This window comes from Mycobacterium sp. 852002-53434_SCH5985345 (assembly GCF_001667155.1).
GTDB lineage: Bacteria > Actinomycetota > Actinomycetes > Mycobacteriales > Mycobacteriaceae > Mycobacterium.
Map to the genome: position 1 here is coordinate 1 of NZ_LZIE01000031.1, position 26,527 is coordinate 26,527.

Annotated in this window: 26 protein-coding genes and 2 pseudogenes; 13 read left to right on the top strand and 15 right to left on the bottom strand. The window is 68.5% G+C overall.

What is annotated here, in order from left to right; all coding sequences use genetic code 11:
- Nucleotides 1-120, top strand: a pseudogene (locus A5756_RS26195) (cutinase family protein); the annotation flags it as partial.
- Between the two features lie 87 nt (nt 121-207).
- On the opposite strand, the gene A5756_RS06995 reads toward A5756_RS26195, so the two are convergent.
- A complete protein-coding gene (locus tag A5756_RS06995; protein ID WP_066949591.1) occupies nt 208-1,578 on the bottom strand; it encodes an aldehyde dehydrogenase family protein in 1,371 nt (456 codons plus the stop codon).
- Nucleotides 1,579-1,613: 35 nt separating this feature from the next.
- Entirely contained in the window at nt 1,614-2,708 is a 1,095-nt protein-coding gene (locus A5756_RS07000) for an AMP-binding protein (protein ID WP_066949530.1), read from the bottom strand.
- 386 nt (nt 2,709-3,094) lie between these two features.
- Here A5756_RS07000 and A5756_RS07005 point away from each other — a divergent pair, with 386 nt between their 5' ends.
- Complete coding sequence (locus tag A5756_RS07005) at nt 3,095-3,436, top strand: SRPBCC family protein (protein ID WP_082959997.1); 342 nt, start codon at nt 3,095-3,097, stop codon at nt 3,434-3,436.
- On the opposite strand, the gene A5756_RS07010 is transcribed toward A5756_RS07005, so the two are convergent.
- Nucleotides 3,433-4,362 (bottom strand): oxygenase MpaB family protein, encoded by a 930-nt coding sequence (locus A5756_RS07010; RefSeq protein ID WP_066949534.1) that lies wholly within the window; start codon nt 4,360-4,362, stop codon nt 3,433-3,435. The genes A5756_RS07005 and A5756_RS07010 overlap by 4 nt on opposite strands.
- A gap of 114 nt (nt 4,363-4,476) precedes the next feature.
- Here A5756_RS07010 and A5756_RS07015 point away from each other — a divergent pair, with 114 nt between their 5' ends.
- The 3 genes and pseudogenes from A5756_RS07015 (at nt 4,477) to A5756_RS07025 (ending at nt 7,341) form a co-directional block, all read left to right on the top strand.
- On the top strand, nt 4,477-5,070 hold the full coding sequence (locus tag A5756_RS07015) for a TetR/AcrR family transcriptional regulator (protein ID WP_066949537.1): 594 nt from the start codon (nt 4,477-4,479) through the stop codon (nt 5,068-5,070).
- 40 nt (nt 5,071-5,110) lie between these two features.
- Nucleotides 5,111-6,487, top strand: a complete 1,377-nt coding sequence (locus tag A5756_RS07020; RefSeq protein WP_066949540.1) for an adenylate/guanylate cyclase domain-containing protein — start codon at nt 5,111-5,113, stop codon at nt 6,485-6,487.
- Between the two features lie 106 nt (nt 6,488-6,593).
- A pseudogene (locus A5756_RS07025) lies at nt 6,594-7,341 on the top strand (methyltransferase domain-containing protein).
- 23 nt (nt 7,342-7,364) lie between these two features.
- Here the strand turns inward: A5756_RS07025 and A5756_RS07030 are convergent.
- Both A5756_RS07030 and A5756_RS07035 read right to left on the bottom strand, forming a co-directional pair.
- Entirely contained in the window at nt 7,365-7,826 is a 462-nt protein-coding gene (locus tag A5756_RS07030) for an SRPBCC family protein (RefSeq protein WP_066949546.1), read from the bottom strand.
- Nucleotides 7,827-8,065: 239 nt separating this feature from the next.
- The gene (locus tag A5756_RS07035; protein WP_066949549.1) at nt 8,066-8,761 is read right to left on the bottom strand and encodes an SDR family oxidoreductase; all 696 of its coding nucleotides are present in this window, start codon (nt 8,759-8,761) and stop codon (nt 8,066-8,068) included.
- Nucleotides 8,762-8,909: 148 nt separating this feature from the next.
- On the opposite strand from A5756_RS07035, the gene A5756_RS07040 reads away from it, so the two are divergent.
- Nucleotides 8,910-9,449 (top strand): CGNR zinc finger domain-containing protein, encoded by a 540-nt coding sequence (locus tag A5756_RS07040; RefSeq protein ID WP_066949598.1) that lies wholly within the window; start codon nt 8,910-8,912, stop codon nt 9,447-9,449.
- Here the strand turns inward: A5756_RS07040 and A5756_RS07045 are convergent.
- The 3 genes from A5756_RS07045 to A5756_RS07050 are packed head-to-tail and all read right to left on the bottom strand — an operon-like array spanning nt 9,429 to nt 11,188.
- Nucleotides 9,429-10,031 carry a bifunctional 2-polyprenyl-6-hydroxyphenol methylase/3-demethylubiquinol 3-O-methyltransferase UbiG gene (locus A5756_RS07045; protein WP_066949594.1) on the bottom strand — a complete coding sequence of 201 codons (603 nt, stop codon included), beginning with the start codon at nt 10,029-10,031 and terminating at the stop codon, nt 9,429-9,431. The genes A5756_RS07040 and A5756_RS07045 overlap by 21 nt on opposite strands.
- Complete coding sequence (locus A5756_RS26200; protein ID WP_082948104.1) at nt 10,028-10,285, bottom strand: hypothetical protein; 258 nt, start codon at nt 10,283-10,285, stop codon at nt 10,028-10,030. Before A5756_RS26200 ends, A5756_RS07045 begins: the two co-directional genes overlap by 4 nt.
- 51 nt (nt 10,286-10,336) lie before the next feature.
- Nucleotides 10,337-11,188, bottom strand: a complete 852-nt coding sequence (locus A5756_RS07050) for an SDR family oxidoreductase (protein ID WP_066949552.1) — start codon at nt 11,186-11,188, stop codon at nt 10,337-10,339.
- A gap of 41 nt (nt 11,189-11,229) precedes the next feature.
- Between A5756_RS07050 and A5756_RS07055 the strand changes: the two genes are divergently transcribed.
- Entirely contained in the window at nt 11,230-11,844 is a 615-nt protein-coding gene (locus tag A5756_RS07055; RefSeq protein WP_066949555.1) for a PaaI family thioesterase, read from the top strand.
- Between the two features lie 2 nt (nt 11,845-11,846).
- Here the strand turns inward: A5756_RS07055 and A5756_RS07060 are convergent, their stop codons facing one another.
- The 4 genes from A5756_RS07060 to A5756_RS07075 form a co-directional block, all read right to left on the bottom strand.
- Nucleotides 11,847-12,611 carry a DUF2127 domain-containing protein gene (locus A5756_RS07060; protein ID WP_066949558.1) on the bottom strand — a complete coding sequence of 255 codons (765 nt, stop codon included), beginning with the start codon at nt 12,609-12,611 and terminating at the stop codon, nt 11,847-11,849.
- 45 nt (nt 12,612-12,656) lie between these two features.
- Nucleotides 12,657-14,045 (bottom strand): MmgE/PrpD family protein, encoded by a 1,389-nt coding sequence (locus A5756_RS07065; protein ID WP_082959998.1) that lies wholly within the window; start codon nt 14,043-14,045, stop codon nt 12,657-12,659.
- A 111-nt stretch (nt 14,046-14,156) separates the two neighbouring features.
- Nucleotides 14,157-15,086 (bottom strand): LysR family transcriptional regulator, encoded by a 930-nt coding sequence (locus A5756_RS07070; RefSeq protein ID WP_066949564.1) that lies wholly within the window; start codon nt 15,084-15,086, stop codon nt 14,157-14,159.
- A 9-nt stretch (nt 15,087-15,095) separates the two neighbouring features.
- Entirely contained in the window at nt 15,096-15,959 is an 864-nt protein-coding gene (locus tag A5756_RS07075; RefSeq protein WP_066949567.1) for a helix-turn-helix domain-containing protein, read from the bottom strand.
- Between the two features lie 179 nt (nt 15,960-16,138).
- Here A5756_RS07075 and A5756_RS07080 point away from each other — a divergent pair, with 179 nt between their 5' ends.
- From A5756_RS07080 to A5756_RS25315, 6 genes are all read left to right on the top strand, one after another.
- On the top strand, nt 16,139-16,552 hold the full coding sequence (locus tag A5756_RS07080) for a nuclear transport factor 2 family protein (protein WP_066949570.1): 414 nt from the start codon (nt 16,139-16,141) through the stop codon (nt 16,550-16,552).
- Nucleotides 16,553-17,371 carry an SDR family NAD(P)-dependent oxidoreductase gene (locus A5756_RS07085; RefSeq protein WP_066949572.1) on the top strand — a complete coding sequence of 273 codons (819 nt, stop codon included), beginning with the start codon at nt 16,553-16,555 and terminating at the stop codon, nt 17,369-17,371.
- A 261-nt stretch (nt 17,372-17,632) separates the two neighbouring features.
- Nucleotides 17,633-18,925: a sodium:proton exchanger gene (locus A5756_RS07090; RefSeq protein WP_066949575.1), complete on the top strand. Its 1,293-nt coding sequence runs from the start codon at nt 17,633-17,635 to the stop codon at nt 18,923-18,925.
- A 34-nt stretch (nt 18,926-18,959) separates the two neighbouring features.
- A complete protein-coding gene (locus A5756_RS07095; protein WP_082948103.1) occupies nt 18,960-19,799 on the top strand; it encodes an SDR family oxidoreductase in 840 nt (279 codons plus the stop codon).
- 77 nt (nt 19,800-19,876) lie between these two features.
- Entirely contained in the window at nt 19,877-21,274 is a 1,398-nt protein-coding gene (locus A5756_RS07100) for a DUF2252 domain-containing protein (RefSeq protein WP_066949578.1), read from the top strand.
- Nucleotides 21,275-21,330: 56 nt separating this feature from the next.
- Nucleotides 21,331-22,491 carry a Zn-dependent alcohol dehydrogenase gene (locus A5756_RS25315; protein WP_156659301.1) on the top strand — a complete coding sequence of 387 codons (1,161 nt, stop codon included), beginning with the start codon at nt 21,331-21,333 and terminating at the stop codon, nt 22,489-22,491.
- Here A5756_RS25315 and A5756_RS07105 read toward each other — a convergent pair.
- The 3 genes from A5756_RS07105 to A5756_RS07115 all read right to left on the bottom strand — a co-directional run bounded on the left by A5756_RS07105 (nt 22,372) and on the right by A5756_RS07115 (nt 26,523).
- Nucleotides 22,372-24,000, bottom strand: coding sequence for an NAD(P)/FAD-dependent oxidoreductase (locus tag A5756_RS07105; RefSeq protein WP_066949581.1), 1,629 nt, complete (start codon nt 23,998-24,000; stop codon nt 22,372-22,374). The two genes, A5756_RS25315 and A5756_RS07105, sit on opposite strands and share 120 nt — an antisense overlap.
- Nucleotides 23,997-25,796 (bottom strand): NAD(P)/FAD-dependent oxidoreductase, encoded by a 1,800-nt coding sequence (locus A5756_RS07110; RefSeq protein ID WP_066949584.1) that lies wholly within the window; start codon nt 25,794-25,796, stop codon nt 23,997-23,999. The genes A5756_RS07105 and A5756_RS07110 overlap by 4 nt, the downstream gene beginning before the upstream one ends.
- Before the next feature lie 91 nt (nt 25,797-25,887).
- Nucleotides 25,888-26,523 (bottom strand): TetR/AcrR family transcriptional regulator, encoded by a 636-nt coding sequence (locus A5756_RS07115; protein WP_066949588.1) that lies wholly within the window; start codon nt 26,521-26,523, stop codon nt 25,888-25,890.
- Between the last annotated feature and the right edge of the window lie 4 nt (nt 26,524-26,527).

Genomic DNA, 26,527 nt, shown 5'->3' on the forward strand with positions numbered 1-26,527 from the left:
ACCTACGCCGACGACGGCGCCATGATCGACAAGGGCGTCGCCTTCGCCTCCAGCCACCTCGACGCGGGAACCGCTGGAGCCTCGACGGTCGCGAGCGGCAGGGGTGGCTTCGGAAGCTGAGCGATCAGCTGTTGAGTTCGTCGCTCGACGGACAAGCCGGCCGGCGCGGGTTCTGGTGCCCGCCGCCGGCCGGGCTTGAGGTGGGCGTCAGCCGCCGTACTGGATAAAGCCCTTGTTGCGCATCAGGGCGTCCGCCAGGAACCCGTCGTGCGGGATGCCCGGCGCCGCGTGCCACGTCGGGTGGGGCCCGGCATACACGTTGGCGATCGTCGGTTCGGCGAGCAGATCGTCGATCAGGCGCTCGTCATCGGTCATCGCGGTCACGACCAACGAATGCCGCAACGGGTCCACGCCCGCACCGGGCGACCATGGCGATACCCATACGCAGGGAAAGGGCAGCTCGACGTTGAGCGCGTCCGCCGCGGGCGCGGGCAGCAGGTGTACGGCCGGACGCAGCGCCGCGTAGCCGTCGCCGAGGTCGGCGACCACCTGATCGGCGCCCAGCAGCGGCGTCGATCCGCTGGCCTTGGCCGCCAGGTAATCCGCCAGCGCCCGAGCCTGATCGAGGGGCTGGGTGGGCAGCAGCGCACGCTCGTCGTCGGTGGGCAGCGGCTCGATGGCCGCCAGCCGCCGCGCGATCGCACGCGCCAGCGGGCCGGGGTCACCCTGGTAGAGCACGGCGGTGGTGTTGACGCAGGCCATGCCCCCGAGGTTGGCGATCGAGTCGACGATCACATCGACGTGATCGCGCCAGTCGTGGTCGGCGGTGATGAGGATCTTGCTGCGCCCCGGGCCGTTCACGATGACCGCCGGGTCCTCGGCGTACTTGTCGACGACCTGCTGGCCGCCGTACACCATGGCGAGGTCGGCCGAGCGGATGATCTCGTCGGCGCCGGCATGGTCGGTGGGCAGGTAGACGGCGTCCTCCGGGCGAAAACCCGCCCGCCGCAAGGCGGTTACCAACCGGTGCGCCGTCAGCGGCTCGCGGCGGGACGGGCGCACCGCGACCCGGTAGCCGAGCGCCAGTGCCTGCGGCCACAGGCCGTGCACGCCCGGGCCGTTTCCGGCCGCGTGCACGGCGAAGACCTCCCCCCGCCGCACCCACACCGCGCCACCGCGCCTGGCGCATTCCTCGCGCCGATCGAGTGCCGCGCCCACCGGCCGGGCCGGGCCGACCGCGTCGAATGCGCCGCTGACGGCGTCGGCGACGCTGCGTGCCCCGGCGCGGGTCACCGCGATGGGCAACCCCGAGATCCGGCTGGCCAGCCGGACGTACGCCTCGAAGTCGAGGCCGGCGACGACCCCGTCGGCGAAGATGCCGGCGGCTTGCGACAGCGCCGCCGCGCGCTGCTCGACCGGCAGCGGCGCCACCTTGCGTTGCGCGGCCAAGGTCCGCGAAACATACAGCGGCGGCACGAGGCTCAACTCGGCGACCGCGGCGCCGGCGGTGCTGAAGATGACCTCCCGACGGCGGGTCCGGTACTCCCCGTCGGGGCCGAGTGCATCGATCGCCGCCAAATCGGTTGCGGTGCCGGTACGTTCGTCGGTCACGTTCAGTACACGCCTTCGATGACGGCCTCGCCCTCGAAGGTGTCCACCGGCCGCACCTCGCTGACCGAGTCGCTGAGCTCGCCCGCCGGACCGGGCATCCGGACCGCCAGATCGCGCTCCAAGTTGTTCGGGATGAACATGCCCTTGCTGATGTGGTTCATCACCACCTGACCGGCCTGGCCGTAGGGCACCCGTTCTCCGGTGTCGGGATCGACCACCCAGAACACGACGTACGGTGTGCGAGGGTCGAATACGAACACGTCGCCGTCGGCCGTTCGGGTGACCGCCTGGGATAGCACCATCGTGCTGCCGAAGGCCATGGTGATCGTCGTTTCCGGGAAGATGCCGCGGAGCAGGTCGAGGGTGTCGGCGTCCACGTGCGCGCCACTGAGCAACAGGTAGCGGATCTTGTCGTTCAGCAGGTCGACCAGCCGATCGTCCCGGGCCAGGGCCTCGAGCAGCGGCGGGGTGGTGTGCAGGTTCGCGACGTTCTGCGTCCCCAGCACGAACACGGCCTGCTCGACGACGTGGTCGACATAGGCGGCGACTTCGGAGGCGGCGCCGCGGGCGGCGATCTTCTTCACCCATCGGGGATCGATGTCGATCGCGTGGAACGTCGCGCCGAGCCGCTCGGAGACCAGCCGCGAGAAATATCCCACCCCGTGCGGTCCGCTGGGCATGAGGCACAGGAAGCCCTCGCCGCGGCGAAACCCGCCGGCGGCGAAGTCCTGGGTCTGCCATTGCACCACCTGCGCGACCCAATCCGGCAGCTGCACAGTCCGTTTCGGGGCACCGGTGGTGCCGCCGGATTCGAATATCTGGGGCACCGGGGGCGGCGTTCCGTAGCCGCGCGGGATGAGGTCCTCCACCGGCACGCCGCGCAATTCGTTGACGAGGTTGGGAAACAGTTTCAGATCGGCGAAGGTGTTGATGTCGGCCATCGGGTCGAAGTCCAGCGTCGCGGCGGTCCGCAGCCAGAACGCCGAACCGGTGTCTTCACCGAAGTGCCAGGCGATCGCCGCGCGCAGATAGGCCTCGGGATCGTCGACCGGTTCCGATCTCGGAACGTCCAACAACGAGAAGTCGATATCGGCCATATCAAGAGATCCTGGCCCATCCTCACCCGCTCGCCAAGCGCCCGTCGCCGTATTGGCTTACTTCGCATGGAATTTCGGCGCCGTGTACCCGTTGTTAACTTTCGCGGCCGGGCATGCATGGGGTTCATCTCGGTAGCCGTCGAGTTGGCTGATACCCGAGAACCTCACATAGCGTTGGCATTATGCGGCCTCGATGAGCTGTCGGCCACAGGGCTATGTTCTCTGCAGCGAGAGGGGACGGATGATGATGAACAACCGGATACCGCCAGGGCGTATCGACAGCATGGAGCGCGAATGATCGAGTTCACCCTCACCCGGACCTCGACGGCGCCGATCGAGACCGTGTTCGACGCCATGACCGACCACCGCGGGATCGCGGACTACGTGTGGGCAATCCGGCGCAGCACGCTCGATCGCGAGGGAACCCCGGCACCAAACGGTGTCGGCGCGATCAGACGTCTGGTGGCGATCGGCCCGCCGTTCGTCGAGGAGTCATCGAGTATGAGCGACCCACCCGCTACGCGTACAAGATGATCTCAGGCGCACCGACCCGCAATCACATCGGCACGATCCAGCTGCGCGAGGCCGGCATGGGGACCGAGGTCAGCTGGCATCTACGGTCGACGCTGAAGATCCCCGGTGTTGACCGGCTGATGCTGCCGGTGTTCAAGAAAGTCATCGACGAGCTCCTCAAAGGCGGCATCACCGCCGCCGAACGCCGCTGCTAAGCCGCGCGGTTGTGTAGCCGGCGCGGATCGACGCCCGAGCGCCGCCACGCCCTGGCCGCCCACGGAGTGTAGATCGCCCCCACGGGCAGTCGGTTGATCAGTGGATTGAGCGCCCGCATGGCGGCGGCGAAGCGCTGAAAACGCTTCTCCTTCTTCGGGTTCCACTCCAACTGGCATACTTCGCGCATCTGCGGCGGCATGGTCCCGACCAAGACCAGCCGGGTGTAGGCGTTGAGCGGCGCGGACAACACCCGCCAGATCGGCTTGGGCATCCAGCGCGGGCCCGGAATGCCCTTCCTGATGTAGCCGGTGCCGTACAGGACGGTCTTATGCGGGACGAACCGCTCGAGCATCTCGTCCCAGTAGGCGAGGAACTCGTCGTAGGTCTGCGGCTGGCCGCGGTCGCTGACCCCGTAAAGGCCGTACCACACCCTGCCCTCGTCGAAGATCTGCTCCTTCTCCGCACGGGACAGCCGGCGGATGAACGTGTCGGTGTTGTAGATGACCTGATCGACGAAGCTGGCGTGCGCCCAGTAGAAGAGCTCCGGATTCAGCGCGTGATACCTCGAGCCGTCACTGATGGTGCCCTTGATCGACTTGTGAAAGTCCCGGACCTTGCGGCCCCACTCGCGCGGTTGATCGGAGTAGACGGTCTTCATCAGCGGCGGCGCGGTCCGCTTGGCCCGGCCCAACGTGTCGCTGAAGACGACCGAGTGGTCGAGCACGCCCTGGGCGAGCTGCTCGATGCAGTTCTCGACCCCGGCGGTGCGTTGGAACCCGAAGAACTGGGTGCGGTTGTCCCCGTAGAACTTCCAGATCAAAGACTCGGGACCCAGCCGCGCGAAGTCGTCCGGCCCGTCGACCGGCATGGGCAGCGCCTCCCGAACACCGGTGTCGAAATCCTGGCCGGCCCACTGCGCTGTCATCCGAATCTCCTCGCCCCCAAACGCGCACACCCCGTTGTGAAGCAGTGAAACAAATGCGTATCTTTGTGTCAAACGAGCGTTGTCGCGCCGAGACTGCCGTGAGGGGCGTAATCCGTGCAGAACCACAGCCTTGCCAGCAATCTCGGCGAACAGACCGACCTCGACCGCACCATCCTGGACACCGCGCGCACCGTGTTCGAGACCTACGGCGTGCGCCGGGCCAACATCGAGGACATCGCCGCGCGTGCCGGGGTCAGTCGGAGCACCATCTACCGGCGCTTCCCCACTAAGGACGACCTGTTCGGGCACGTGGTGCGGCGTGAGGCCGAATCGTTCTTCACCACACTGGACCGGGCCGCGACGGGCTGCGACCCGCAGCAGGCCGTGATCGAGGCGTTCGCCCTCGGGGTGCGCCTGGTCCACGATTCTCCGCTGTACTCCCGGATCGCGGACAGCGAACCGGAGCTGTTGGGGATGTTCTCCCGCTCGCATGCCTTCCCCATCAATCAGTTCGCCGACGGGATCGCGCACACCCTGCGTCGGTGCGGGGCCGACATGCCCGAGCGCGACCTGACCAACATCGCCGACATCCTGCTTCGCGTCGCCCTGGGCATCATCGTGTTTCCCACCGACCGGCTCGACACGTCCGACCCCACGGCCGTCCGCGAGTACGCCGCCCGCTATCTGGTGCCGATCATCCGCGGTTGACCCGTTCCTGCTTGTCGGTGACCTGCACTAGCCTGGATGCGTGGCTGGGAGTTCTGCGGCTCCGCGGACCCGGTACGCAAGTTGCGGCGAGATCGACATCGCCTATCAGGTCTTCGGCGATGGCCCGATCGACCTGCTCGTGCTGCCGGGCCCGTTAATCCCAATCGACTGCGTCGACCTCGAGCCGTCGATGTACCGCTTTCACCGCCGGCTCGCATCGTTTTGCCGGGTGATTCGGTTCGACCAGCGCGGCATCGGCCTGTCCTCGCGGGTGCCGTCCCTGGACATGCTCGGCCCGGAGTCCTGGGCACAGGACGCGATCGCGGTCATGAACGCGGTGGGATGCGAGCGTGCGACCGTTTTCGCCCCGGGTTTCACGTCGTTGGCCGGCGTCGTGCTCGCGGCCGACCATTCCGACCGGGTGAACAGCCTCGTCATTGCCAACGGCGCGGCCCGCACCCTGCGGGGTCCCGATTACCCCATCGGGAGTGACCTCGACGATGCCGACCGCTTCACGACGGTCGGGATGGAGCCGGACGCCGTCGACCAGGGTTTCGACATGCTCGGCATCATCGCGCCCTCCGCGGCGGGCGACGACGCGTTTCGTGCGTGGTGGGACATGGCCGGAAACCGCGCCGCGTCGCCCAGCATGGCCCGCGCGTTCATCAACAAGGTCAGGGAAGGCGACGTTCGCGACCGGCTGCCCCGCGTCGCCGTGCCGACGCTGATCCTGCATCGCGACAATCCCGGCTTCAGCCCCGTCGCGCACGCGCGGTATCTCGCCGAGCACATTCCCGGGGCACGGCTCGTCGAGTGCTCGGGCGAGGACACCCTGTACTGGGTGGGCGATACCGCGCCCCTCCTCGACGAGATCGAGGAGTTCATCACCGGCGTGCGCGGCGGCTCCGATACCGAGCGCCTGCTCACCACGATCGTCTTCACCGACATCGTCGGCTCCACCGAGCGCGCCGCCCTGCTCGGCGACCACCGCTGGCGCGACCTGCTCGACAATCACGACACCCTGGTGCGCCACGAGCTGCAGCGGTTCGCCGGGCGCGAAGTCAACACGGCCGGCGACGGATTCGTCGCCACATTCAGCAGCCCGAGCGCCGCGATCGCCTGCGCCGACGCCATCGTCGACGCGGTCCGCGTGCTGGGCATCGAGGTGCGGGTGGGCATTCACGCGGGCGAAGTGGAGGTGCGCGGCACAGACGTCGCCGGCATGGCCGTCCACATCGGCGCGCGGGTGGCCGCACTCGCCGGCCCCAGCGAAGTGCTGGTGTCCTCCACGCTGCGCGACATCGTCACCGGGTCGCGACACCGCTTCGGCGACCGCGGCGAGACGGCGCTCAAGGGCGTGCCGGGCCACTGGCGGCTGTACTCCCTGGTGCGCGAGCACGCGATCGTCCGGCGGTGAGCCGCCGCGGCTCGGCGTAAGCTGCCATCGGGCACAACGGACTCGGGCTCCCGGATTTCCGCGCGAGTTTCGGCGCACAGCTTGGTTTTTGGTCAAAGGAGTAGGCATGACTGACGTGCACGTCTCGCTGCCTCCCGCCGTTGCGGCGAGCGCTCGATCTACTCGCGGATCCGCCGGCGGATCCCGACGTGAGCAAGGGCTATCTCGATCTGCTCGGCGGCGGATCCGACGAGGACGAACGCGTCGCGAAAAACACCGGGCCGATCCAGGCCGCGTGGGCGTCACCGATCGGGTCGATGCTCTACGACAACGCTCAGGCCCTGTCGCGGCGGCTGATCGCCGCGTGGCAGACGCCCCTCGAGTGGTTGAACATCCCGCCGGGCGGCATCGCGCTGGACGTCGGCTCAGGACCTGGCAACGTCACCGCCTCCCTGGCACGCGCGGCCGGTCCGGACGGACTGGCCCTGGGGATCGACATCTCCGAGGCCATGCTCGCCCGCGCCGTTCGCAACGAAGGGGGGCCACACGTCGGCTTCATCAAGGCTGACGCACAACGACTTCCGCTGCGCGACGACACGGTTGACGCGGTCATCTCGACGGCAGTGTTGCAACTTGTTCCGGATCCGGCGGCGGCCCTTGCCGAGATGGCGCGGGTGCTGCGACCGGGCGGGCGGCTCGCCGTCATGGTTCCCACCGTCGGTCCGGCCGCCCGACTCTTCCAGAGGCTGCCGAACATGGGGGCGCATGTCTTCGACGACGACGAGATCGCCGACATTCTGGAAGACCGCGGGTTCGTCAGCGTGCGGGTGAAAAACCTCGGCACGGTTCAGTGGGTGCGCGGCAAGAACGGCTGAGTCCGGCGCGCTTTCGCGTTACCTCACGTGTCGGGGGATTGCGCGACCACGGCAAGCCGGTCCATGGACTCGCGCAGCATGTCCGGCGTCGTCGCGCGGGCGCGCTCGAGGCGGGTCGGGTCGGCCAGTGCCGTCCAATCGTAGGTGTGCGTCACCGTGGTGAGCTCGGCGTTCACCGGGCTGAGATCCCAACGCCAGAGGTGACCGGGCGGCTGCTTCCTGGGTTCGGCTGGGCACCAAGCGATTTTGCTGCCCTCGACGAATTCCACGACGTGGTTCTCCCGCACGGCGCCGTTCGTCAGCGTCGTCTTGAACACGTCGCCGACCGCACGGACCCGCTGACCCGGGGCGGCCGAGGCGAGATTGCTGTTCCCATCCCAGCTCGGCTGGCGGGCGGGATCGGCGATCAGTTCGAAAATTCGCGCGGCGTTGGCCGCGATGACGCGTGTGGCGCTCACGACGCCTTCGATTTCCATGTCGGGCATGTCGCTATCCAAACACGCGGACCGTCAGCGGGGCACGGCGTGAATGTGACCTTCGGCCGATGCATCCGGGACCTTCGCCCGTCGAAACGCCGGGCGGCGCGTGCGACCGTGGTGATGCCGGGTCACCCCGGTGGTCTGCCCGAAGTGCAGCAAGCCCATTTTTGGGCGAGGCCATCCGCAAGGGCCTGATTGACCCACCGTCTTAAGACGGGGATCTGCCTTCGGGCAGACCCTCATGCTCACGGCATCCGCGGCAGCGCCTCGACCGGCCCGGACAGCGTCGCCTTGACGTAGCGGGTGTCGTCGTCTGCCAACACCTCGGTGTCGTCGTGTTCGATACCGTCGACGATCGAGCGCGCCACCTCGCGCGGGTCGTTCTTGGGGGCGTCGAACCCGGCGGTCATCTCGGTGTCGGTGAAGCTGAGGTGCGCGGCGACGACCAGGGTGCCCTGCTTCTCAAGTTCGATCCGCAACGAATTCGTCGCCGACCACAGCGCCGCCTTGGAGTCCCCGTACCCACCCGAGCCGGGCATCCAGGACAAGATCGAGGCGATGTCGACCAGGGCCCCGCCGCCGTTGCCGGCCAGGATCGGCGCGAACGCCTTCGCGACACGCAGCGCGCCGAAGTAGTTCGTCTCGAACACCGCGCGCACTTCCTCGATGTCGCTCTCGAGCAGCTTCCGCGCGCCCAGGACACCCGCGTTGTTGATCACGATCTCGGCATCCGGAGCCGAAACGGCCAGGGCCGCAACCGACTCCGGCTTGGTGACGTCCAACTCGACACTGACCACCCGCGGATCCGCGCTCGGCTTGGGCGCCCGCGCCGTGGCGTACACCTTCGCCGCCCCCCGCCGCAACAACTCGTCCACGACGGTCTTGCCGAGCCCGCGCTGTCCGCCGGTGACCACGACCGTCGACCCCTTGACGTTGACCATGACCCGCACTCCTTGACGTAGGTATATCGCTTTTGATTCTGTCACCGTAGTTGCCGGTGTCGACATAGTCAAGTATGTTTTAGGTATGTCTATTTCATGGTCTGCGTCACAGCGGTACGGCATCACCGCGGCACCGGGAGGCCTGGGCCTGGTTCAGGACTTCCTCAACACGAGGGGAATCGGGGCGTACGGCCCGGACCTGCTTGCGGACACCGCGCTCGCGGACGAATGGGTAGCGGATGCGGTGCACGCCTGGTCGGCCGCCCGCGGCATCGATGTGCCGGTGCCCACACTGGACGCCGCGGACCTGGCCAAGCTGCGCACCTTGAGGGCCAGGATCGATGCACTGGTGGCCGGCGAGGCACCCAGTGGCCGAAGCGCCGTCCCCGCCGCTCTCGTAGTCACCGACGCCGGTGAGGTGCGGCTGGAGCCCAGCGGCACCGGCTGGCGCTGGCTCGCCGCGGCGCTGTGGGCCGAGATTCTGCTCAGTCAGCAGGCCGATACCTGGCGGCGTATCAAGCAATGCCACAACCACCGCTGCGGGTCGACGTTCTACGACCGCTCCAAGAACAACAGCGGGGTGTGGCACGACGTCAAGACGTGTGGCAACGCGGCGAACCTGCGCGCTTCGCGGGCCCGCCGCCGTGAGCGTGAGCGTTTCACCGGCTCAGCGGTTTCGCCACAGTAGGCGGTATCGGTGGTACAGGCCCCGCCGAATGACCGCTCCCGGTAGCACGTCCGCGGTTACGCGGCGGATTTCGTGCAGACTTTCCCGGGGATCGGCGACGGCCACGCCGATGTCGCGTGTCTCCCGATGCAGCAACGACCCGGCGCGCGCCACCGGTGTGCACAGGGCCGCCCACGCCCAGTCGCCGATGGTCTTGTTGGCCGACAGACCGACGACGGCGAGTTCTCCTGCCGGTCTGAGCATTTCGCGCACTTTGTCTAGTGTCTCACGCAGTGGCAGGTGGTGCAGGCTCGCCACGAATGTGATGAGATCGAACGAATGTCGTTGCGCCTGAAACTCTTCGAAGCCGGCCAGCCGCACCGACACGTTGCTTGCGGTCTTCAGTCGATTCCCGGCCCGCCGGACTGCGGACGGGTCCGCATCGATGCCGACGACGCTGCGCGACACCGCGGCCAGCCGCTGGGCCAGCAGCCCCTCACCGCACCCCACATCCAGGACATCGCCGCCGTGGCGCGCCGCGAGTTCGACCAGCCAGCCGTGATACGCGGCGTTGTGGTTCCAGTAGTCGTGTGCGCCCGTCAGCAGCGCTCGATGCCCCTCTGCATGAGCGTCACGCCGGTGCGTGCCCGCCGCGGCGCGCTTCTGCGCACCGCCTGCCACGCGTCGCAGGCGCGCGCCTTGATGGGCGTCACCATGCCGAAGTTGGCAGGGCTCTGGCTGATCCAGGACGGCAGTGTTGCCACGGTTTCGATCCTTCGTCTGTTCGGCCTGTGTGCCGAATCATTGAATTCCACCGCGGCCGGTTTACGGATGCGCCGCGCCGGGGTGAACGCCATGAAAAGCCGCGTTGTGGTGCGACGCACACCCGTCGGCGCGCCGGCTGTTTGTCACACACTCCCCGAACGTCTGAACCGTCGCAGGTATCCCGGCAACCCGTGTGCCGGCGGCGCTTTCGGCCAATCGTCGGCACGGAAATACGCGTCGGTGCCGCCGTCGACGAAAATTACGCTGCCGCAGAGAAATTCGGCGGACTCCGACAGCATGAAACACATCCAGTCGGCCATGTGGCCGGCCTGGCCGAAGCCACCGAGCGGCACCGGGAAGGACCGCACGGCCTTGGCCTGCCGGGGCGTCGCAAGCTGTTCCTGCAGCAACGGCGTCATGACGGCCCCCGGCGCCAGGGCATTCACGCGCACACCCGAGCCCGCCCATTCCGGCAGCACCGCGTGTCGCCGCACCCAGCGGCTTACGGCGATCTTCGACGCCGCATACATCATCGTCGGCGCGGCCGGACCGAACGGCCGCACCGACCGCAGCGCCTTATCGGCGTCATGGGCGAGCAGCGCCTTCACCGTCCGGCGCGGCACGAGAGGCACGGTGGTCGACGAGTTGCTCCCCACGACGACCACTTTCGCGCTTTCGGCCGCGGCCAGCGCCGGCCGCCACGCGACGAGCGGCTCGACGACGCCGAAATAGTTGACCTGGCCGATCTGGCGCAGGCGTTCTCGACCGGGGCTGGGCCCCAGGCCCGCGGCCAGCACCGCACCGTCGAGCTTGCCGTCCGCGGCCGCCAGCACGCCGTCGGCGGCCCGCTTGCGACCGAGCGGCGTGGACAGGTCGGCGACGATATCGGCGTCCTTGATGTCGACGCCGATCACGGTGTGCCCGTCGGCCTTGAGCCGCTGCACGGTCTCGTGGCCCATCCCGGAAGCCGATCCGGTGACCGCATAAGTGCCCATCGCTCAGTTCTTACCAGCAGCCGTGCTGTTAGGTTGCCGAGATGCATGACCAAACGCCCTGCATCGACCTCGGCCGGCTCGAGTCCGTCTACGCGCCGCTTGCCGAGTCCATCCGCCGGCTCATCGACATCAGCATCCGCACCGAGGCGGAACCAGCGGCGGTGACGGCGGCCCAGGCCAAGATCGACGCGGCCGCAGCCGAATTGGGCGAGGCGGCGCAGCCGGGGCCCGTCGGCGTGCACTACCTGTCCGACGGCCAGACCGTTGCGTGGGGCAACGCGGTGGTCGGGATGCGCAACCCGGTGGCACCGCCGTTGGTGGTCCACCACGAGCCGGACGGCGTGGTGTGGTCGGAATTCACCCTGGGCGCGGCCTACGAGGGACCCCCCGGCCACGTTCACGGCGGCATCTGCGCGTTGGTGCTCGACCATGTGCTCGGCGCGACCGCGCACCGGCCCGGCAGGCCCGCCTACACCGGCACCCTGACCTTGCGCTACCGGCGCCGAACCGAGCTGGAGCGGCCGCTGCGGGTGCAGGCGCATGTCGAGCGCACCGAGGGCGTCAAGACGTTCGCCGTCGGCCACCTGGCCGATGAGGATGGCGTCACCGTCGAAGCGGAAGGCATATTCATTCACCCCCGGCAGTCGACGGCCTGACGTCAGGCTTTGGCGGCGGCCTGCTCCACATCGAGCAGCTGCTCGCCGCGTCGTTCCTCGTCATAGGCCTCGCGGCCGCCGCGCAAGCCGAACAGGCGTTTCGAGAACAGCAAGTAGATCACGGCGGCCACGTTGATGGTGAAGGTGACCAGCCGGGTCATCGTGATGCCCTTGGCGAGGTCGTGAATCTCCAACGGCAAGAACACCGAGGTGGCTATCACCGCGAAGTACTCGCCCCAGCGCTTCAGCAACCACAGGCCGACGCCCTCGACGACCTCCAGCAGCGCGTAGGCGGCCAGCATCATGGTCAGCAAAACCAGGGTGGAAGGCTTGGCGGCCAGCGCCTTTTCCAGCTCGTGCACGATGGTCATCTGATCGACCTTGAACCCGGCCGCACGGAAGATCGGCAGGTCACGGTCGAGGGTGGCCTGGATGGCGCCCCGCGCACCCCGAAACTTCCACACCGCGTACGCGGCGAGCGCGATCACCACCGCCCGGAACAGGCGTTCCACCGCGAGTGTCCGGATGATGATGGCCTGGCGTAAAGCCTTGCCGCGCATAATCATCGGGGCGTCCTCGGCACGTCCCCGCCCGTGCGGATTCCCCACGGTGAATTCACCGCAGCGCAGGCAGCGCCAGACCTCGCCCAGTCCGGTGCTGCCGCTCAGGCGCGCGGCCAGGTCCTCCTCGTCGGGCGCGTAGGTGGCGTGGCCCGCGACCGCACAGGTGACCAACTCCCACCGATTGCCGCCCTGATCTTTGCGCATGGCCGATCATCGCACTGCCTACTGCGGGTCACGCAAGAGGGCGCGTCAGAACCGGGGCTTGGTGCGCGGCCGTTGGGCGGTGGGGCTCGCCGCGCCCAGGAGGCCGGTGAGTTCGGCGACGGGGATCTCGTCGAGGCGGTCGACGGCCGCGACGATGTCGGCGCGCAGCGCGTCGTCACAGAACGGCTCGGCCAGCCATCCGAACTTGTCCGCCACGCGTTCCCAGGACATCGGCCGGGTCGGGGATCCCTCGTAATCGGCTTGCTCGCGGTCGAATTCCCGGCCGTCGCGGGTCACCAGGTGCACCCGGGCCGCCGTCCGTCGAGGATAGTCGGCGGTCAGGTCGGCGGCCGGTTTGACGTCGACACGCGTCAACAGGTCCCGCACGTCGGCGCGCGAAACCCGCTCGGTTTCCAGCTGTTCGGGGCCCACCCCGCCGTCGAGAAGTGCCACCGCGCTGAGGTATTTGAGGTTGTAGTCTGCCTGCTCCTTGGTGCGTGGATCGTCCTTCGCGCCGTAGGCTCCCCCGCCGGCGAAGTCGTACGCGCCCTGGAACACCTCGAGCGTCACCCGGGCGACGTCCTCGCCGTGCAGGTCGTTCTCGGCGCGCAGGGCCAAGACCGCGTCGATGACCACCTGCCCGTGGATGAGGGAGCAGTACTGCTTGAGGTAGGTCTGTTCGACGCAGTTGAGCCGCCGGTCGGTGGTCGCGAGATCGATGGCCTGGTCGAAAAGTTGCACCAGGCCATGCGGGCCCTCGAACAGCGACCTGGGTCCGGTGACGCCGCGGGCGGCCAGCATGGTCGCGTACACCGCGCGCATGCCGGTGATGGCCGGCGAGATGCCCTTCCAGTTCGAGACCGGCTCGGCGTGCACCGTCGCCAGCGACACGTTGTCGGCCGCTGCGGCGGAGATGGCGTTGGCGGTCTCCTCGACGCTGAGACCGAGCAGCTTCGCCGCGCCTGCCGCCACCGACATCGACAGCTGTAGCGCGTGATTGAGCCCGCGAGCCATGACCGGTACCTGGGCGCTGAACCGGCACTGCACCTCGTAGGCGACCGCCAGTGCCAGCAGGAAGTCCGCCCCGCTGGCGCCCGTGTGCTCGGCGACGGCCAGGACGGCGCCGAAGTTGTCGGCGGGATGACACAACCCCCCGACCGTCAGGTAGGTGTCCTGCAGGTCGGGGTAGCGCACCAGCACCGCGTTGAAGAATGCGGCCTGGTCCACCGACGCCCGTCCGCCGCCCACCAAAGTCGCGGTGGGCACGCCGCTGAACTGGTCGGTGTGTTCGCGAATCGTCGCGACGAGCTCCCCGTCCAGGGAGCCGACGGCGCAGGCGATGCTGTCGAGCACATTGCGTTTCATCAGCGCGCGCGGACGTCCGGTCAGATCGCCCCACTCCGCGCCTACGACGAAGCCGGCCAGGTCATCCACAACGTAGTTCTCTGCCATGCTTTTTCGCCTTCCGGACTGCTTACTTTCACTGAAACGCAGCGCCGGCCCGGCGTCCAGGACCGTTCTCCTACCAGTGCTCGGTGGGACTTCTCACCGCAGGTGGGGGTCGTCGGCCGGCGCCCACCACGGGCCGGCGGGAGGGGCCGGCCAATCGCGGGTACGCGCGACCGCCAACAGCGCTTCCACGGCGCCGCGCACGCTGGCGCGGTCGTCATCGCGGCGGTGCAGCAGCGACCACGTCCACAGCGGTACCGGTTCGGCGACGGGACGCTGACCCAGGCTGGGTGGCAGCGCCGCGGTGTGGCGCTTGGGTGAGGCGAGCACGGGCACGCCGACCCTGCGCACGTGCGCGTAGAACGCGTCGCCGGTGATGCCGCCGTCGTCGATGTGGACGACGCGGGCGCCCGCGTGGCCGGCGAACTCCCTGGCGTACCGGTTCCACGACGACCACGCCGACTCGTCGGCGTCGATGAGTACGCTGACCCGTTGTGCGGCAACGGGTTCGGACGAACTAATGCCGGGCATGACCGCGTGCAGTGGCTCGGTCCGCAGCAGATGCGCCGTGAGGCCGCGCTCCTCGATCTGGCCGGCGGTGACCCACGCCAGCGCAATGTCGAGGGTGCCCTCGGCCACCCGGTCGGCCTGCGTGTGCGAGGGCAACACCCATTCGTCGAGGCGCACGTCCGCCGCGGGCCCGACCATCGTGGTGACGTCCTCGGGCAGCCAGCTGACATAACCCAGGCGCACCGGCGTGCTGCGCGCGGCCGCCTGCCGCAGCCGGAGCTTGGCATCGTCGGCCAGAGACAGGATTCGGCGCGCATCCGTAAGGAAGGTCCGCCCGGCCTCGGTCAGCCGAACACTCCGCCGGTCCCGCACGAACAGGTCGGCGCCCAGTTCCCGCTCCAGCGAGATGATCTGTTGCGACAGGGCCGGTCCGGAGATGTGCACGCGTTGCGCGGCGCGGCCGAAGTGCAACTCCTCTGCGACGGCCACGAAGTAGCGCAACTGCCGCAGTTCCATACGCCGAGCCTAGACGGCGCGGTCGACCGCGGCCGGTCGCGGCGGAGGCAGAGTGATCGCCGTCGTTTCGTCGGTCAGGCGTTTGCCGATGACCCTGATCTGCCGCGCCGAGAGCGGGCACAGCGGATGGACGGCCACCATCAGCGCAACGTGTCCTTCCTCGAAAACCGGTGCGGCGATGGTCACCACGGGTTGCTTGCGCCGCCCGGGGTTGTCGTCGGAGAGGAAGCCGATGGTGGTGAACTCGACGAGCAACTGATCCAAGATGCGCCGCACCGGCGTGGGCATCTCGTCGCTGTCGAGTGTGCCGACCACCTGCACCGCCTGGGCCAGTGCGGGCGTCGTCCAGTCGACGTCGAAGCCGCGCTCGCGCGTGTGCTCCAGCACCTGTTCGAGCCGCCGGGTGCGATCGGGATTGTTGCCCGCACCGCGGCGGATCCACGCGCGTTGTTGCTCCTCGTCGTCCCACGCGGCGAGCGCTACCCCGAAGGGCGGGGCATACGGAATCCGATCGCCCGGAATCCCGGACGGCTGGGTGGCGGGCTCGCCCTCAAAAGCGGTGACCACCAACGAATCTCCGAAACGCTCGACCACCGAGCAGGCGTGGCCGACGTCGCGGGACAACCGCAGTGCCGCGGCACGGGCCGCGTGCGCGAGCGGCCGGGCGGTGTCCGTCCGCGCGGCCACGACGGCCAACGCCGGGCCGAGGGTGAACGTCTTGGCGACCGGATCGCGGCTGGCCCATCCCCGGTCGCACAGCGTCTTCAGAATCGCGTGTGCGGTCGCCTGGGTGAGCCCGAGCTCGCGCACGATGTCGGAGAACCGCAGCCGCGCATTCCCGGACCGGGCCAGGAGCTCGACCACGTCGAGCACCCGGGCGGTCGGCGCAGACGTCGATCCGCGAATGGCTTGACTCCTCTGCCACACGATTTAGAGTGAGATGAATATTTTCGAGGTTTTTCTTCGACTATCCGAGAGCGTAGCGCATTGCGTGCGGTGGCGTTAAGGGGCGACCCGCGGCGGATCGCGGTTTACCCGAACGGAGACCTGCCATGACCGAACGTGGTGACCGCCAAGACATCTCGGAGCTGCTGGTGCGCTACGCCACCGGGATAGACCGGCGCGACTGGCCGCTGTTTCGGACCGTGTTCACCACGGATTGCGAGCTCGATTACGGCGAGATCGGGTCGTGGACCGGAGTCGACGCCGTCGCGGATTTCATGGAGCGGGTGCACGCGCTGGCCGGGCACACGCTGCACCGCTTGACCAACCAGGCCATCACGGTCGACGGCGACCGGGCCACGGCGCGGACCTATATCGACGGGCTGATCATGGCCGGCGACAACAACTCTGGTGTCAATGCGATCGGTTTCTACGACGACGAGATCGTGCGCACCGCGGACGGCTGGCGGATCGCCCGCCGGCGCTACACCCAGGTACGGCTGACGACGGTCGGGGGGTCCTAGATGACGTTCGCAACCAAGTACGGGCCGTGGGCGCTGGTGGCCGGCGCCTCGGACGGGGTGGGCGCGGCGTTCGCGCGCGGGCTCGCCGAGCGGGGCATCAATGTGGTGCTGATCGCCCGCCGGCAGGCCGTCCTCGACGAAGTCGCGGCCCAGATCGAGCGGGATACGGCGGCGTCAACGCGGACCCTCGCCATTGATCTCGTCGAACCGGGTGCGGCGGCGGCCGTCGCCGCGGCGACCAGCGACCTGGAGGTGGGCCTCCTGGTGTACTGCGCCGGCGCGGACCCGAACTTCGAGCCGTTCCTGGCCAATCCGGTCGAAGCCGCCGAGGCGATGGTGCAACGCAACTGCATGGTGCCGATGCAGCTGTGCCACCACTTCGCGGCCGGGATGGTCGAGCGGCGCCGCGGCGGGATCGTGCTCTTCGGGTCCGGCGCCGGCCTGGCAGGCGGGGCCAACATGGTCGCCTACGGCGCCTCGAAGGCGTTCGACATGGTCTTCGCCGAGGCACTCTGGGCCGAGCTGCACGACAAGGGCGTCGACGTCCTCGGCCTCATCCTGGGCAAGACCGACACGCCCGCGTTGCGGCAACTCGAGCACAGCCGCGGCCAGATCGGTTCGCTCGACGAGGTGCCGCCGGGCGCGGCCGCCGTGGCCGACGTCATCGCGGAGGCGTTCGAGAACCTCGGAAACGGGCCGACCCTGATGGTCGGCGACATGATGCGCGCCGCCGAGCAAATGCTGGCGTCGCTAACCCGCAACCAAGCCGTCGAACTGTTCGCCCAAGCCGCGGCCGCGGCCATGGGCCCGGACAAGTAGCGGGAACCTCCCCGGCTCGCAAGGCGTCGTACTGCGTAGCGGCGATTTGTGCGCCAAAAGGGTTTGCCAAACTTCGGGATCAGGACACCCTAACTTTCCCGCTACGGCCCGTTATCCAGCAAAGATATCCTCCGATACGGGGGCGCTAAGCCGAGCAGCGATGTTGCTGGCGACGTGCTTCGCGGGTAACTTGGGTAATCGTTCGGCACGGCTGCCCCATCCGGAGTAGCCGCCTCAGTCGCCACCCCTCCATATCGAAGGATGACGATGCTCGCCACAGACAGGCCCGCGACCGCGGTCGCGACGGCAGAACGCTCGCGGCGTCGCACCCTGGCGCGTTCGGCACTGATCACCACGGCATTCGTCGTCCCGGCGGTGGTGACGCGACTCGCCGGCCTGCGCCCCGACCCGATCGTCGCGCTGCTGATCTTCGGGGCCGCGGTGGTGTCGGCCAGCTTCCTGCTGGCCTGGGCAGCCGAAGCCGCGCAGATCGATGTCTCCGGTGGGCTGGCAACGGCGGTATTGGCGCTCATCGCGGTGCTGCCCGAGTACGCCGTCGACCTGTATTACGCGTATGTGTCCGGCCACAACCCGGACTACACGCAATACGCGGCCGCCAACATGACCGGGTCCAACCGGCTGCTGATGGGTCTCGGTTGGCCCGTCGTGGTGTTGGTCAGCATCCTGGTGGCGCGCAAGGCCGGCTCCGGCAAGGCCACCGGCCTGGCGCTGCAACCGACCAACCGCGTCGAACTCGGATTCTTGTTGATCGCCGGCATCATCGCGTTCGCGATACCGGCGAGCGGCCAAATTCACTTCGGGCTGGGGTTGGCGCTGCTGGCATGGTTCGGCTTCTACCTCTACAAGGTCAGCCACGGGGACGTGGAGGAGCCCGACCTGATCGGGACCGCGGCCGCCCTGGGCGAGCTACCCGATCGCGGTCGGCGCATCGTCGTTGTCAGCCTCTTCCTGGCGTCCGGCGCGGTGATTCTGCTGTGCGCCAAACCGTTCGCCGACAACTTGGTCGCCGCGGGCACCGAGCTGGGCATCGACAAGTTCCTGCTGGTCCAGTGGCTTGCCCCGCTTGCCTCCGAGGCCCCCGAGTTCATCGTGGCGACCATCTTCGCCGCCCGGGGCAAGGGCACGGCGGCCATCGCCACCCTGATCTCCTCCAAGGTCAACCAGTGGACGCTGCTGATCGGGTCGCTGCCGATCGCCCACCTGCTGGGCGGGGGCGGGTTCTCGCTCCAGCTCGATCCCCGTCAGGTGGAGGAAGTGCTGCTCACGGCCACCCAAACCATGATGGGAGTGGCGCTGTTGTTGGCGCTGCGCTTCCAGCGCGCCGCCGCATGCACCCTGCTGGGCCTGTTCGTCGTGCAATTCCCCATCGCCTCGACGCACGGCCGGCTGCTGCTCTGCGGCGTCTACACCGCGGTGGCCGTCGTCGCGCTGATCCGATACCGCCGTCACCTGGCGGCCACCGTCCGGGCGCCGTTCTACGGGAAGGCCATCCGGCACAGCGGTCACCCCCACCATCCCGTGCCGGACCCCTGATCGCCGACGAACGCTCGCCGTATACCGTCCACGTATGAATCGAGTGTCGGTGATCACGGGCGGGGCGGGCGGCATGGGCCAGGCCACCGCCAAGATCGTCGGCCGCGACCATGCGGTGGTCCTCTGCGACGTCCGGCAGGACCGGCTGAAGGCTGCGGCCACAACCCTGGACGAGCTCGGGATGACCGCAACGGCCGTCGACTGTGACGTCACCGACTCGGGTGCGGTCGCCGGCCTGCTCGAAACGGCGAAGGGGTTCGGGACGCTCGCGTCGGTCATCCACACCGCGGGAGTGAGCCCGAGCATGGGCCCTGCCGACTACGTCATGCGGACGAACGCCCTCGGCACGCTCAACGTCAACGAGGCGTTTTACGCGGCGGCCGGCGAGGGCGCCGTGATCGTCAACGTGGCGTCAATGGCGGCTCACCTGCTCCCGGCGGAAATGGTTCCGGTGGACCAATTCCCGCTGGCGCTGCAGGACGCCGACGCCTTCATGGGGGCCATGATGACGACCTGCAACATCGCGCCCGAGGAGGCGCGGTCCGGCCTCGCCTACGCCGTCAGCAAGAGCTTTGTGAAGTGGTACAGCCAGTCGCAGGCCGAGAGATTCAATGCGCGTGGATTGCGCATCGTCTCTGTCTCGCCGGGGTCGGTCGACACCGAGATGGGCCGGCTCGAGGAGCAGGCCGGCGCCGGCGCGCTTGTCACCAACGCCGCGGTCCCGCGGTGGGGCAAGCCCGAGGAGATGGCCGAGTTGCTCGCGTTCTGCGCCAGCGATAGGGCGGGCTACCTGACCGGTACCGACATCCTCAACGACGGAGGCGTGGTCGCCTCGATGATCGAGCGGGCCCGGGTGGCCGCCGCCACCGGTTGACACCGGATCCCCCGACACCAACTCGTTTCAGCGGCAAAGCCCGCCGCCGGCGCGGCCGCGCTACCTATGCTGAGCGGATGCCACAACCGGTGCTGCGTGAACGCCTGATCGATCTCGAGGTTCCGGACCAGGACGAGGCGCGCGGCCGCGCGCTGCGCAAGGCCGTGCCACGGCGCACGCTCGCACAGCTGACCCCGTCCGAAAAGTCGGCCACCGAAATCCTGGTGGCTCAAAATGCCGATCGGGTACCAGAACTCGTCCCGCTGCGGTTCGCCCGGATGCTCGCCGACCCGTTCTCCTTTTACCGCGGCTCGGCCGCGGTGATGGCCGCCGACCTGGGCGCCAGCCCCTCGAGCGGGATCGAAGTGATGTGTTGCGGCGACGCTCACGTGTCCAACTTCGGCCTGTACGCGGCGCCGCATCGCTCAATAGTGTTCGACCTGAACGACTTCGACGAGGCAGCCGTCGCCCCGGCCGAATGGGACGTTAAGCGCCTGATCACCAGCGCGATCGTCGGCGGGCGCCATGCGGGCTATCCCGCCAAGGCCATCCGCCGCTGCGTCGGGCAGGCGCTGGCCGGCTACCAGTCCAGCCTGCAGTCCATGCTCGCGATGGACGTCCTGGACCGCTACTACCTTCGTGTGGAGCCGGAACGCCACGCCGGGACGGTATCCAAGGGCCTGCTCGGCGTGATTCAAAAGACGACATCCCGGGCTCGCAGCCGGACATCGGCGCGGCTCTTCAGGCAGCTCACCGAGGTCGGCGCCGACGGGACGCCGCGCCTGCGCGAGGCGCCACCGGTCCTGCAGCACCTCGACGAGGACGCCGAAGCCGTTCTGGTGGAGTCGATTCAGGAGTACCTGACCACCGTTCCCGCCGACATCGCGCTGCTGCTGTCACACTTTCGCGTCACGGACGTGGCGCTGCGGGTGGTCGGCGTCGGCAGCGTCGGCACCCGGTGCTTCCTGGTCATCCTGGTGGGCCCCAACGGCACACCGCTCATCCTGCAGATCAAGGAGGCGACCCGGTCAGTGCTCGACGAATACGGCGGCTGGCCTCAACCGCGCATGTTGGCGGCCGCCATCGAGGCCAAGGGCCAGGGCATGCGCGTCGTCGACGGGCAGCGCATTCTGCAGGCGATGTCGGACGTGTTTCTCGGGCCGACCCGCAAGGACGGCCGCGACTACTACGTCCGGCAATTCCACGACATGAAGGGCACGATCGAGACCGAGGGCATGGCGGCCCCCACGTTCAGCGACTACGTCGCCGCCTGCGCGGTGCTGTTGGCCCGGGCCCATTCCCAGAGTGCGAACGCCTCGTTGCTGCGCGGATATGTCGGCTCTGGCGAGATCGTGCAATCCGCGGTGGCCGAATGGTGCTACGCCTACGCCGACAAGTCGCTCGACGATTTCCACCAGTTGAAGGCCGCGGCCGCGGCCGGCGACATCGAGGTCGCGGCGGACCCCGCCCGGTAGCGACTTGCCCGGCGCGGCCCCACTCGAACACTCCGGCAGAAAGGCGGCACGAGTCGATGCGAAGCCGCGCGGCCATCCTCTACGACTACGGCCGTCCCTGGACCGTCGAGGAATTCGAGCTGGATCCGCCGAAGGCGGGCGAGGTGCTGGTGCGGCTGGCTGCCTGCGGGCTCTGCCACTCCGACGAACACATCCGGCAGGGGAAGCTGGCCGCGCCGCCGGAGACGTTGCGTGCCTTGGGGTTACCCGCCATGTCGCCGACGATCGGCGGGCACGAGGGCTCTGGTGTGGTTGTCGACGTGGGGCCGGGCGTCGCCGGGTTCGCGCCGGGCGACCACGTGGTGACGTCCTTCGTCGCGGTCTGCGGGCAGTGCCGCTGGTGCGCCTCGGGGATGGAGTACCTGTGTGACACGGGGTCGGGGACCCTGGCGCCGGGCATGCCGACGGACGGCACCTTTCGCCATCACACTGTCGACGGGCGAGACCTCGGCCACGTGTCCAAGATCGGCGCATTCGCCGAACACACTGTCGTGGCGGCGAATTCGCTGGTCAAGATCGACCCGGACTTTCCGCTGGTGCCCGCCGCGCTGCTGGCGTGCGCGGTGCCCACCGGGTACGGGTCGGCCGCCCGGCGTGCCGGGGTGCGGGGTGGCGACACGGTGGTGGTGATCGGCGCCGGCGGGATCGGCACCGCGGCCGTTCAGGGCGCCCGCATCAGCGGCGCCGCGCGGATCGTCGCGGTCGACGTGAGCGACTTCAAGCGCACCTCCGCAGTGACTTTCGGCGCGACCCACGTCGCCGCGACGGCGACCGACGCGCTCGAGCTGGTGCGCGACCTGACCCGCGGCGTGATGGCGGATGCGGTCGTGGTCTCCCCCACCACGATCGGCGAGGCCGATGTCGGGACGGCACTGGCGCTCACCCGCAAGGGCGGCACGTGCGTGCTGACCGGGCTCCCGGCGCCCGCTACGGCCTCGATCGCCGTCGCCCTGCAGGATTTCATCCTGATGAACAAGACGTTGTGCGGCACGGTGTTCGGCTCGTGCAATCCCAAGAGCGACATCGCGCTGCTCGCCACGCTGTACGAGTCGGGTCGGCTACTCCTCGACGAGATGATCACCGAACGCTACCGGCTCGACGACATCAACGACGCCTACGCCGACCTGACCGCCGGCCGCCTGATCCGCGGCGTCATCGACTTCGGCCTGGGCCAGTAGCCAGTCCCGCGACCGGAGCCGCCAGGTCCGGCGGGCGTACTCCAGCTCGGTGTAGGGCCACTGGGTGACGATGCGACCGGTGGGCGAGCGAAAGTAGCTGTCACACCGGGTCCAGATGGTGTGCTCCAGGTCCGCGGAAAGCTGGTCGTTGTAGCGCTTTTCGGCTTCCGGACGGACATCGACATAGCCGCCCTTGCGCGCCACCCGGCTGACCGCACTGGCAACCAGACGCGCGGCGGCCTCCAGGATGTAGACAATCGAGTTGCCGCCCTGGTTGGTGTTGGGGCCGTAGAGCATGAAGAAATTCGGGAAACCGCTGACCACGACGCCCAGGTAGGCGCACGGGTCGTCGCCCCAGCGCTCGTGCAGGCTTTGACCGCCCCGTCCGATCACCTCGATGCCGGCGAGGTAGCGGCTGGTCTGGAATCCGGTGGCGCACACGATGGCGTCGGCGGCCACCGATTCGCCGCTGACGGTCTCGACCGACGTCTCGGTGACTCGCGCGATCGGTTCGGTCACCAGATCGACGTGGTCCTTCTGTAGCGCCAGATAGTAGTCGTCGCCGAGTAGCACTCGCTTGCAGCGGAATGGATAGTCGGGCGTCAGCGCGCGGCGTAACCGCTCGTCGGCAACGGTGCGCTCCAAGAACGATGACGCGACCCGTGATCGATTTGCCACCTGTGGGTCTTCGACGGCGTTTCCGGCGAAGTCGTGGAACTGCTTCCAGATTCGCCACCGTTCCCTGCGAGCCGCCCACGGCTGTCGGCGAAACCTCGCCAGCTCCCGAGCACTGAACGCACGGTCGTCCTTGGGCACCATCCATGGGGGCGTTCGCTGAAACACGGTCACACCGGTGGCGATCCGAGCGAGTTCGGGCACCACCTGCACTGCGCTGGCGCCGGTGCCGATCACCGCGACTTTCCGGCCGGACAGGTCCACCCCCGGATCCCACGCCGATGTGTGCATCAAGTGGCCGCGGTAGCCGGTGAGGCCCTCGATGTCTGGCAGTCTGGGAGCACCGAACAGGCCGACAGCGCTGACCACCACATCGGCACGCAACGTGGTAACGGTATCGCTATTCGCTTGCTGCAGCTGCAATTCCCACTGCCGGCCGCCCTCGTCCCATCTCGCCTGCCGTACGTAAGTCCGTAAGATCAGGTGGCGCCGCAGATCGAAGTCGTCGGCGACGGATTCGAGGTAGGCAAGGATCTCGGGTTGCCGTGCGTAGGTCCGGCTCCAGGATCTGTTGGGGGCGAACGAGAACGAATACAGGTGGCTTTGCACGTCACACGCGGCGCCCGGATAGGTGTTGCGGCGCCAGGTGCCGCCGACACCGTCGTCGCCCTCGATGATGACCAAATCGTCGATGCCGGCCCGGCGTAGCGCGACGGCGGCTCCGAGGCCACCGAAGCCCGCGCCGATGATGGCCACCTTCGGTGGGCGCCGGCGCCGGGTTGCCGCCCGCAACCGGCCGACACCGTAGCGCCAGCGGGCCTGCCGACTGGTCATGGTCCGGCCTCGCCGCCGCGAATCAGGTAGCCATCCAGTCCACCGCCGGCCCGCCACGCGCGCAGCATGTCGGCGTACTCCGTGGGTGCGCCGAAGAAGAAGCTGCCCTGCCGAGTCTTATTGTCCGCCTTCCCCTCCCGGTTGTAGTAGCCGGGCGTGCAGGTCTGGGCGCGCTCGGCGCTCGCGGCCGAGCGGGTGACAACGGTGTCGACCCAGTCGGACTCGGCGGCGGGCGCCGCCTCGACTTCGGTGACGCCGCGCTCGAGCGCCCAGGCGATGATCCACGCCGCGTGGGTCGCCTGCACGTCCAGCAGATAGGGAAAGTTCACCGTCAGGCCCGCCTGCGCGATGCTTTCGATGAAGCAATTCGGGAAGTTCGTCGTACACAGGCCCTGAAAGGTGCGCACCCCGTCGCGCCAGTGCTCGGTCAGCGGCACTCCGTCTCGGCCGATCAGCTCGAAACCGGTGCGCCGGCAGTAGTCGGTGCCCACCTCGAAACCCGTTGCGAAGATCAGGCAGTCGAGCTCGTAGGGCACACCGTCGACGACCACACCCGACTCGGTGATGCGCTGCACGCCGCGGCCGCGGGTGTCGACCAGCGTGACGTTCGCGCGGTTGAACGTCTGCAAATACTCGTCGTGGAAGCAGGGCCGCTTGCAGAAATACCCGTACCACGGTTTGAGCGCTTCCGCGGTGGCCGGATCGGTGACGATGCCCTCGACCCGCGCCCGGATCTCCTCCATCTTCGCGAAGTCCGCGATCTCGATGTCGCGGCCGCGCTGCGCCGGGTCCACGGCGCCGTCCCCGTCATGACGCATCACCGGCAGCTTGCGCGTGATGCTCGTCCAGGCGTCGGCGACCAGGTCCTCGTCGGCCTGGCCACCCGCCGTCAGGATCTGGAAGTTCTCGATGCGTTCGCGCTGCCAACCCGGCCGTAATGTGCTGGCCCACTGCGCATCCGTGGCGCGGTTGGCCCGCACGTCCACCGATGACGGCGTGCGCTGGAAGACGTAGAGCCGCTGCGCCGCCCGGGCGAGGTGCGGGACGCACTGGATCGCCGTCGCGCCGGTACCGATGATGCCCACGCGCTTGTCGGCAAGCCGTTCGAGGTGCTCGCCGGTGTAGGCGTAGTCCCACCGGCTGGTATGAAACGCGTGGCCGCGAAACGCGCCGAGGCCCTCGATGCCGGGCAGCTTGGGCTTGGCCTGATAGCCGTTGGCCATGGACACGAACCGGGCCCGCATCTCATCGCCCCGGTCGGTACGGATGATCCACCGCGATTCGTCTGCTGCCCAACGTATCTCACGCACATCGGTCTGCAGGCACGCGTCGCGGTACAGGTCGTAGTGCCGGGCGATGCGCTGGCAATGGGCGAAGATCTCCGGCCCCTTGGCGTATTTCTCGGTGGGAACGTAGCCGAGCTCCTCCAGCAGCGGCATGTACACGTACGACTCGACGTCGCACGCGATGCCGGGATACCGGTTCCAGTACCACGTGCCGCCCACGTCGGCGGCCCGGTCGATCAGCCGCACACTCTGCACGCCGAGCTGGCGCAGCCGGACCCCCGTCAACAGCCCACCGAAGCCGGCGCCGATGACCGCGACGTCCACCTCGTCGGTCAACGGGTCGCGATCGAACTGCCCATCGGCCCAGGGGTCTTCGGCGAAGTGGGCGAACGCGCCCGCCATCTCCACGTACTGCGCGATGCCGTCCAGGCGCAATCGCCGCGCACGCTCTTCGGCGTACTTGCGTCGCAGCGCGTCGACGTCGAACGTCACGGCAGCGGTTTCGGTCACGGCCAGGCTTCCTCTCGTGGCCCCGACTATATAATCAATCGCTTGATCGTATCAAGGCCGGCGTCGGCCGCCCCGTGTCTTCTGCCTGCGGCTATCCCGGCTCACCCGGAGCGAACAGCGTTCCCCGGATCATTTTCTTGGCGGAGTCCAGCGCGGCGTGGTAGCCCCGTGGTGGCGACGTGGCCGCCAGCTCGGTCAACCCGTAGATGAGCGCGTAGACGGCTTCGACGATGCTGTCCCGATCCGGCCGGTGCGCGAGCTCGCCCTGCCGAAAGGCGTCATCGACGACGCCCTCGATGATCTCTCGGAATGCCTGAAACCGCGCGCCACCCGCGACCCGCGCATCGACGTCGGCCACCCCCTCGGCGCGGATCACCCACTCGAAGGCGGCGAGATCCGGGTACTCGCGCATGAGCCGGCCCGATTCGTCGAGCACCGCCTCGATGCGATCGATGGCGGTCCCGGCACCCGCGGCGGCCGCCCGCAGCCGAGGCAATGCGACATCGGTGCGCGCCGCGATCGCGGCCTTGATCAACTCGGCCTTGTTCGGAAAGTAGTTGTACAGGCTGGCACTGGTGACGTCCGCGGTGCGGGCGATCTCACGGATGGTGGCGCGGGAGTACCCCACCGTGGCCACACACCGCATCGCCGCGGCGATGATCCGCGCACGCGTCTGCTCCCCCTCGGCGCCCACCGGGCGGCCCAATTGCGACTGCGCGACGCTCATGCCG

Bases quoted from the DNA above. Each gene is read 5' to 3' on its own strand.
- A5756_RS07000 (WP_066949530.1), bottom strand. From the start codon at position 2,708: ATGGCCGATATCGACTTCTCGTTGTTGGACGTTCCGAGATCGGAACCG.
- A5756_RS07010 (WP_066949534.1), bottom strand. From the start codon at position 4,362: ATGACAGCGCAGTGGGCCGGCCAGGATTTCGACACCGGTGTTCGGGAG.
- A5756_RS07030 (WP_066949546.1), bottom strand. From the start codon at position 7,826: ATGCCCGACATGGAAATCGAAGGCGTCGTGAGCGCCACACGCGTCATC.
- A5756_RS07035 (WP_066949549.1), bottom strand. From the start codon at position 8,761: ATGGTCAACGTCAAGGGGTCGACGGTCGTGGTCACCGGCGGACAGCGC.
- A5756_RS26200 (WP_082948104.1), bottom strand. From the start codon at position 10,285: ATGGCGTTCACCCCGGCGCGGCGCATCCGTAAACCGGCCGCGGTGGAA.
- A5756_RS07050 (WP_066949552.1), bottom strand. From the start codon at position 11,188: ATGGGCACTTATGCGGTCACCGGATCGGCTTCCGGGATGGGCCACGAG.
- A5756_RS07055 (WP_066949555.1), top strand. From the start codon at position 11,230: ATGCATGACCAAACGCCCTGCATCGACCTCGGCCGGCTCGAGTCCGTC.
- A5756_RS07060 (WP_066949558.1), bottom strand. From the start codon at position 12,611: ATGCGCAAAGATCAGGGCGGCAATCGGTGGGAGTTGGTCACCTGTGCG.
- A5756_RS07070 (WP_066949564.1), bottom strand. From the start codon at position 15,086: ATGGAACTGCGGCAGTTGCGCTACTTCGTGGCCGTCGCAGAGGAGTTG.
- A5756_RS07080 (WP_066949570.1), top strand. From the start codon at position 16,139: ATGACCGAACGTGGTGACCGCCAAGACATCTCGGAGCTGCTGGTGCGC.
- A5756_RS07085 (WP_066949572.1), top strand. From the start codon at position 16,553: ATGACGTTCGCAACCAAGTACGGGCCGTGGGCGCTGGTGGCCGGCGCC.
- A5756_RS07090 (WP_066949575.1), top strand. From the start codon at position 17,633: ATGACGATGCTCGCCACAGACAGGCCCGCGACCGCGGTCGCGACGGCA.
- A5756_RS07095 (WP_082948103.1), top strand. From the start codon at position 18,960: ATGAATCGAGTGTCGGTGATCACGGGCGGGGCGGGCGGCATGGGCCAG.
- A5756_RS07100 (WP_066949578.1), top strand. From the start codon at position 19,877: ATGCCACAACCGGTGCTGCGTGAACGCCTGATCGATCTCGAGGTTCCG.
- A5756_RS25315 (WP_156659301.1), top strand. From the start codon at position 21,331: ATGCGAAGCCGCGCGGCCATCCTCTACGACTACGGCCGTCCCTGGACC.
- A5756_RS07105 (WP_066949581.1), bottom strand. From the start codon at position 24,000: ATGACCAGTCGGCAGGCCCGCTGGCGCTACGGTGTCGGCCGGTTGCGG.
- A5756_RS07115 (WP_066949588.1), bottom strand. From the start codon at position 26,523: ATGAGCGTCGCGCAGTCGCAATTGGGCCGCCCGGTGGGCGCCGAGGGG.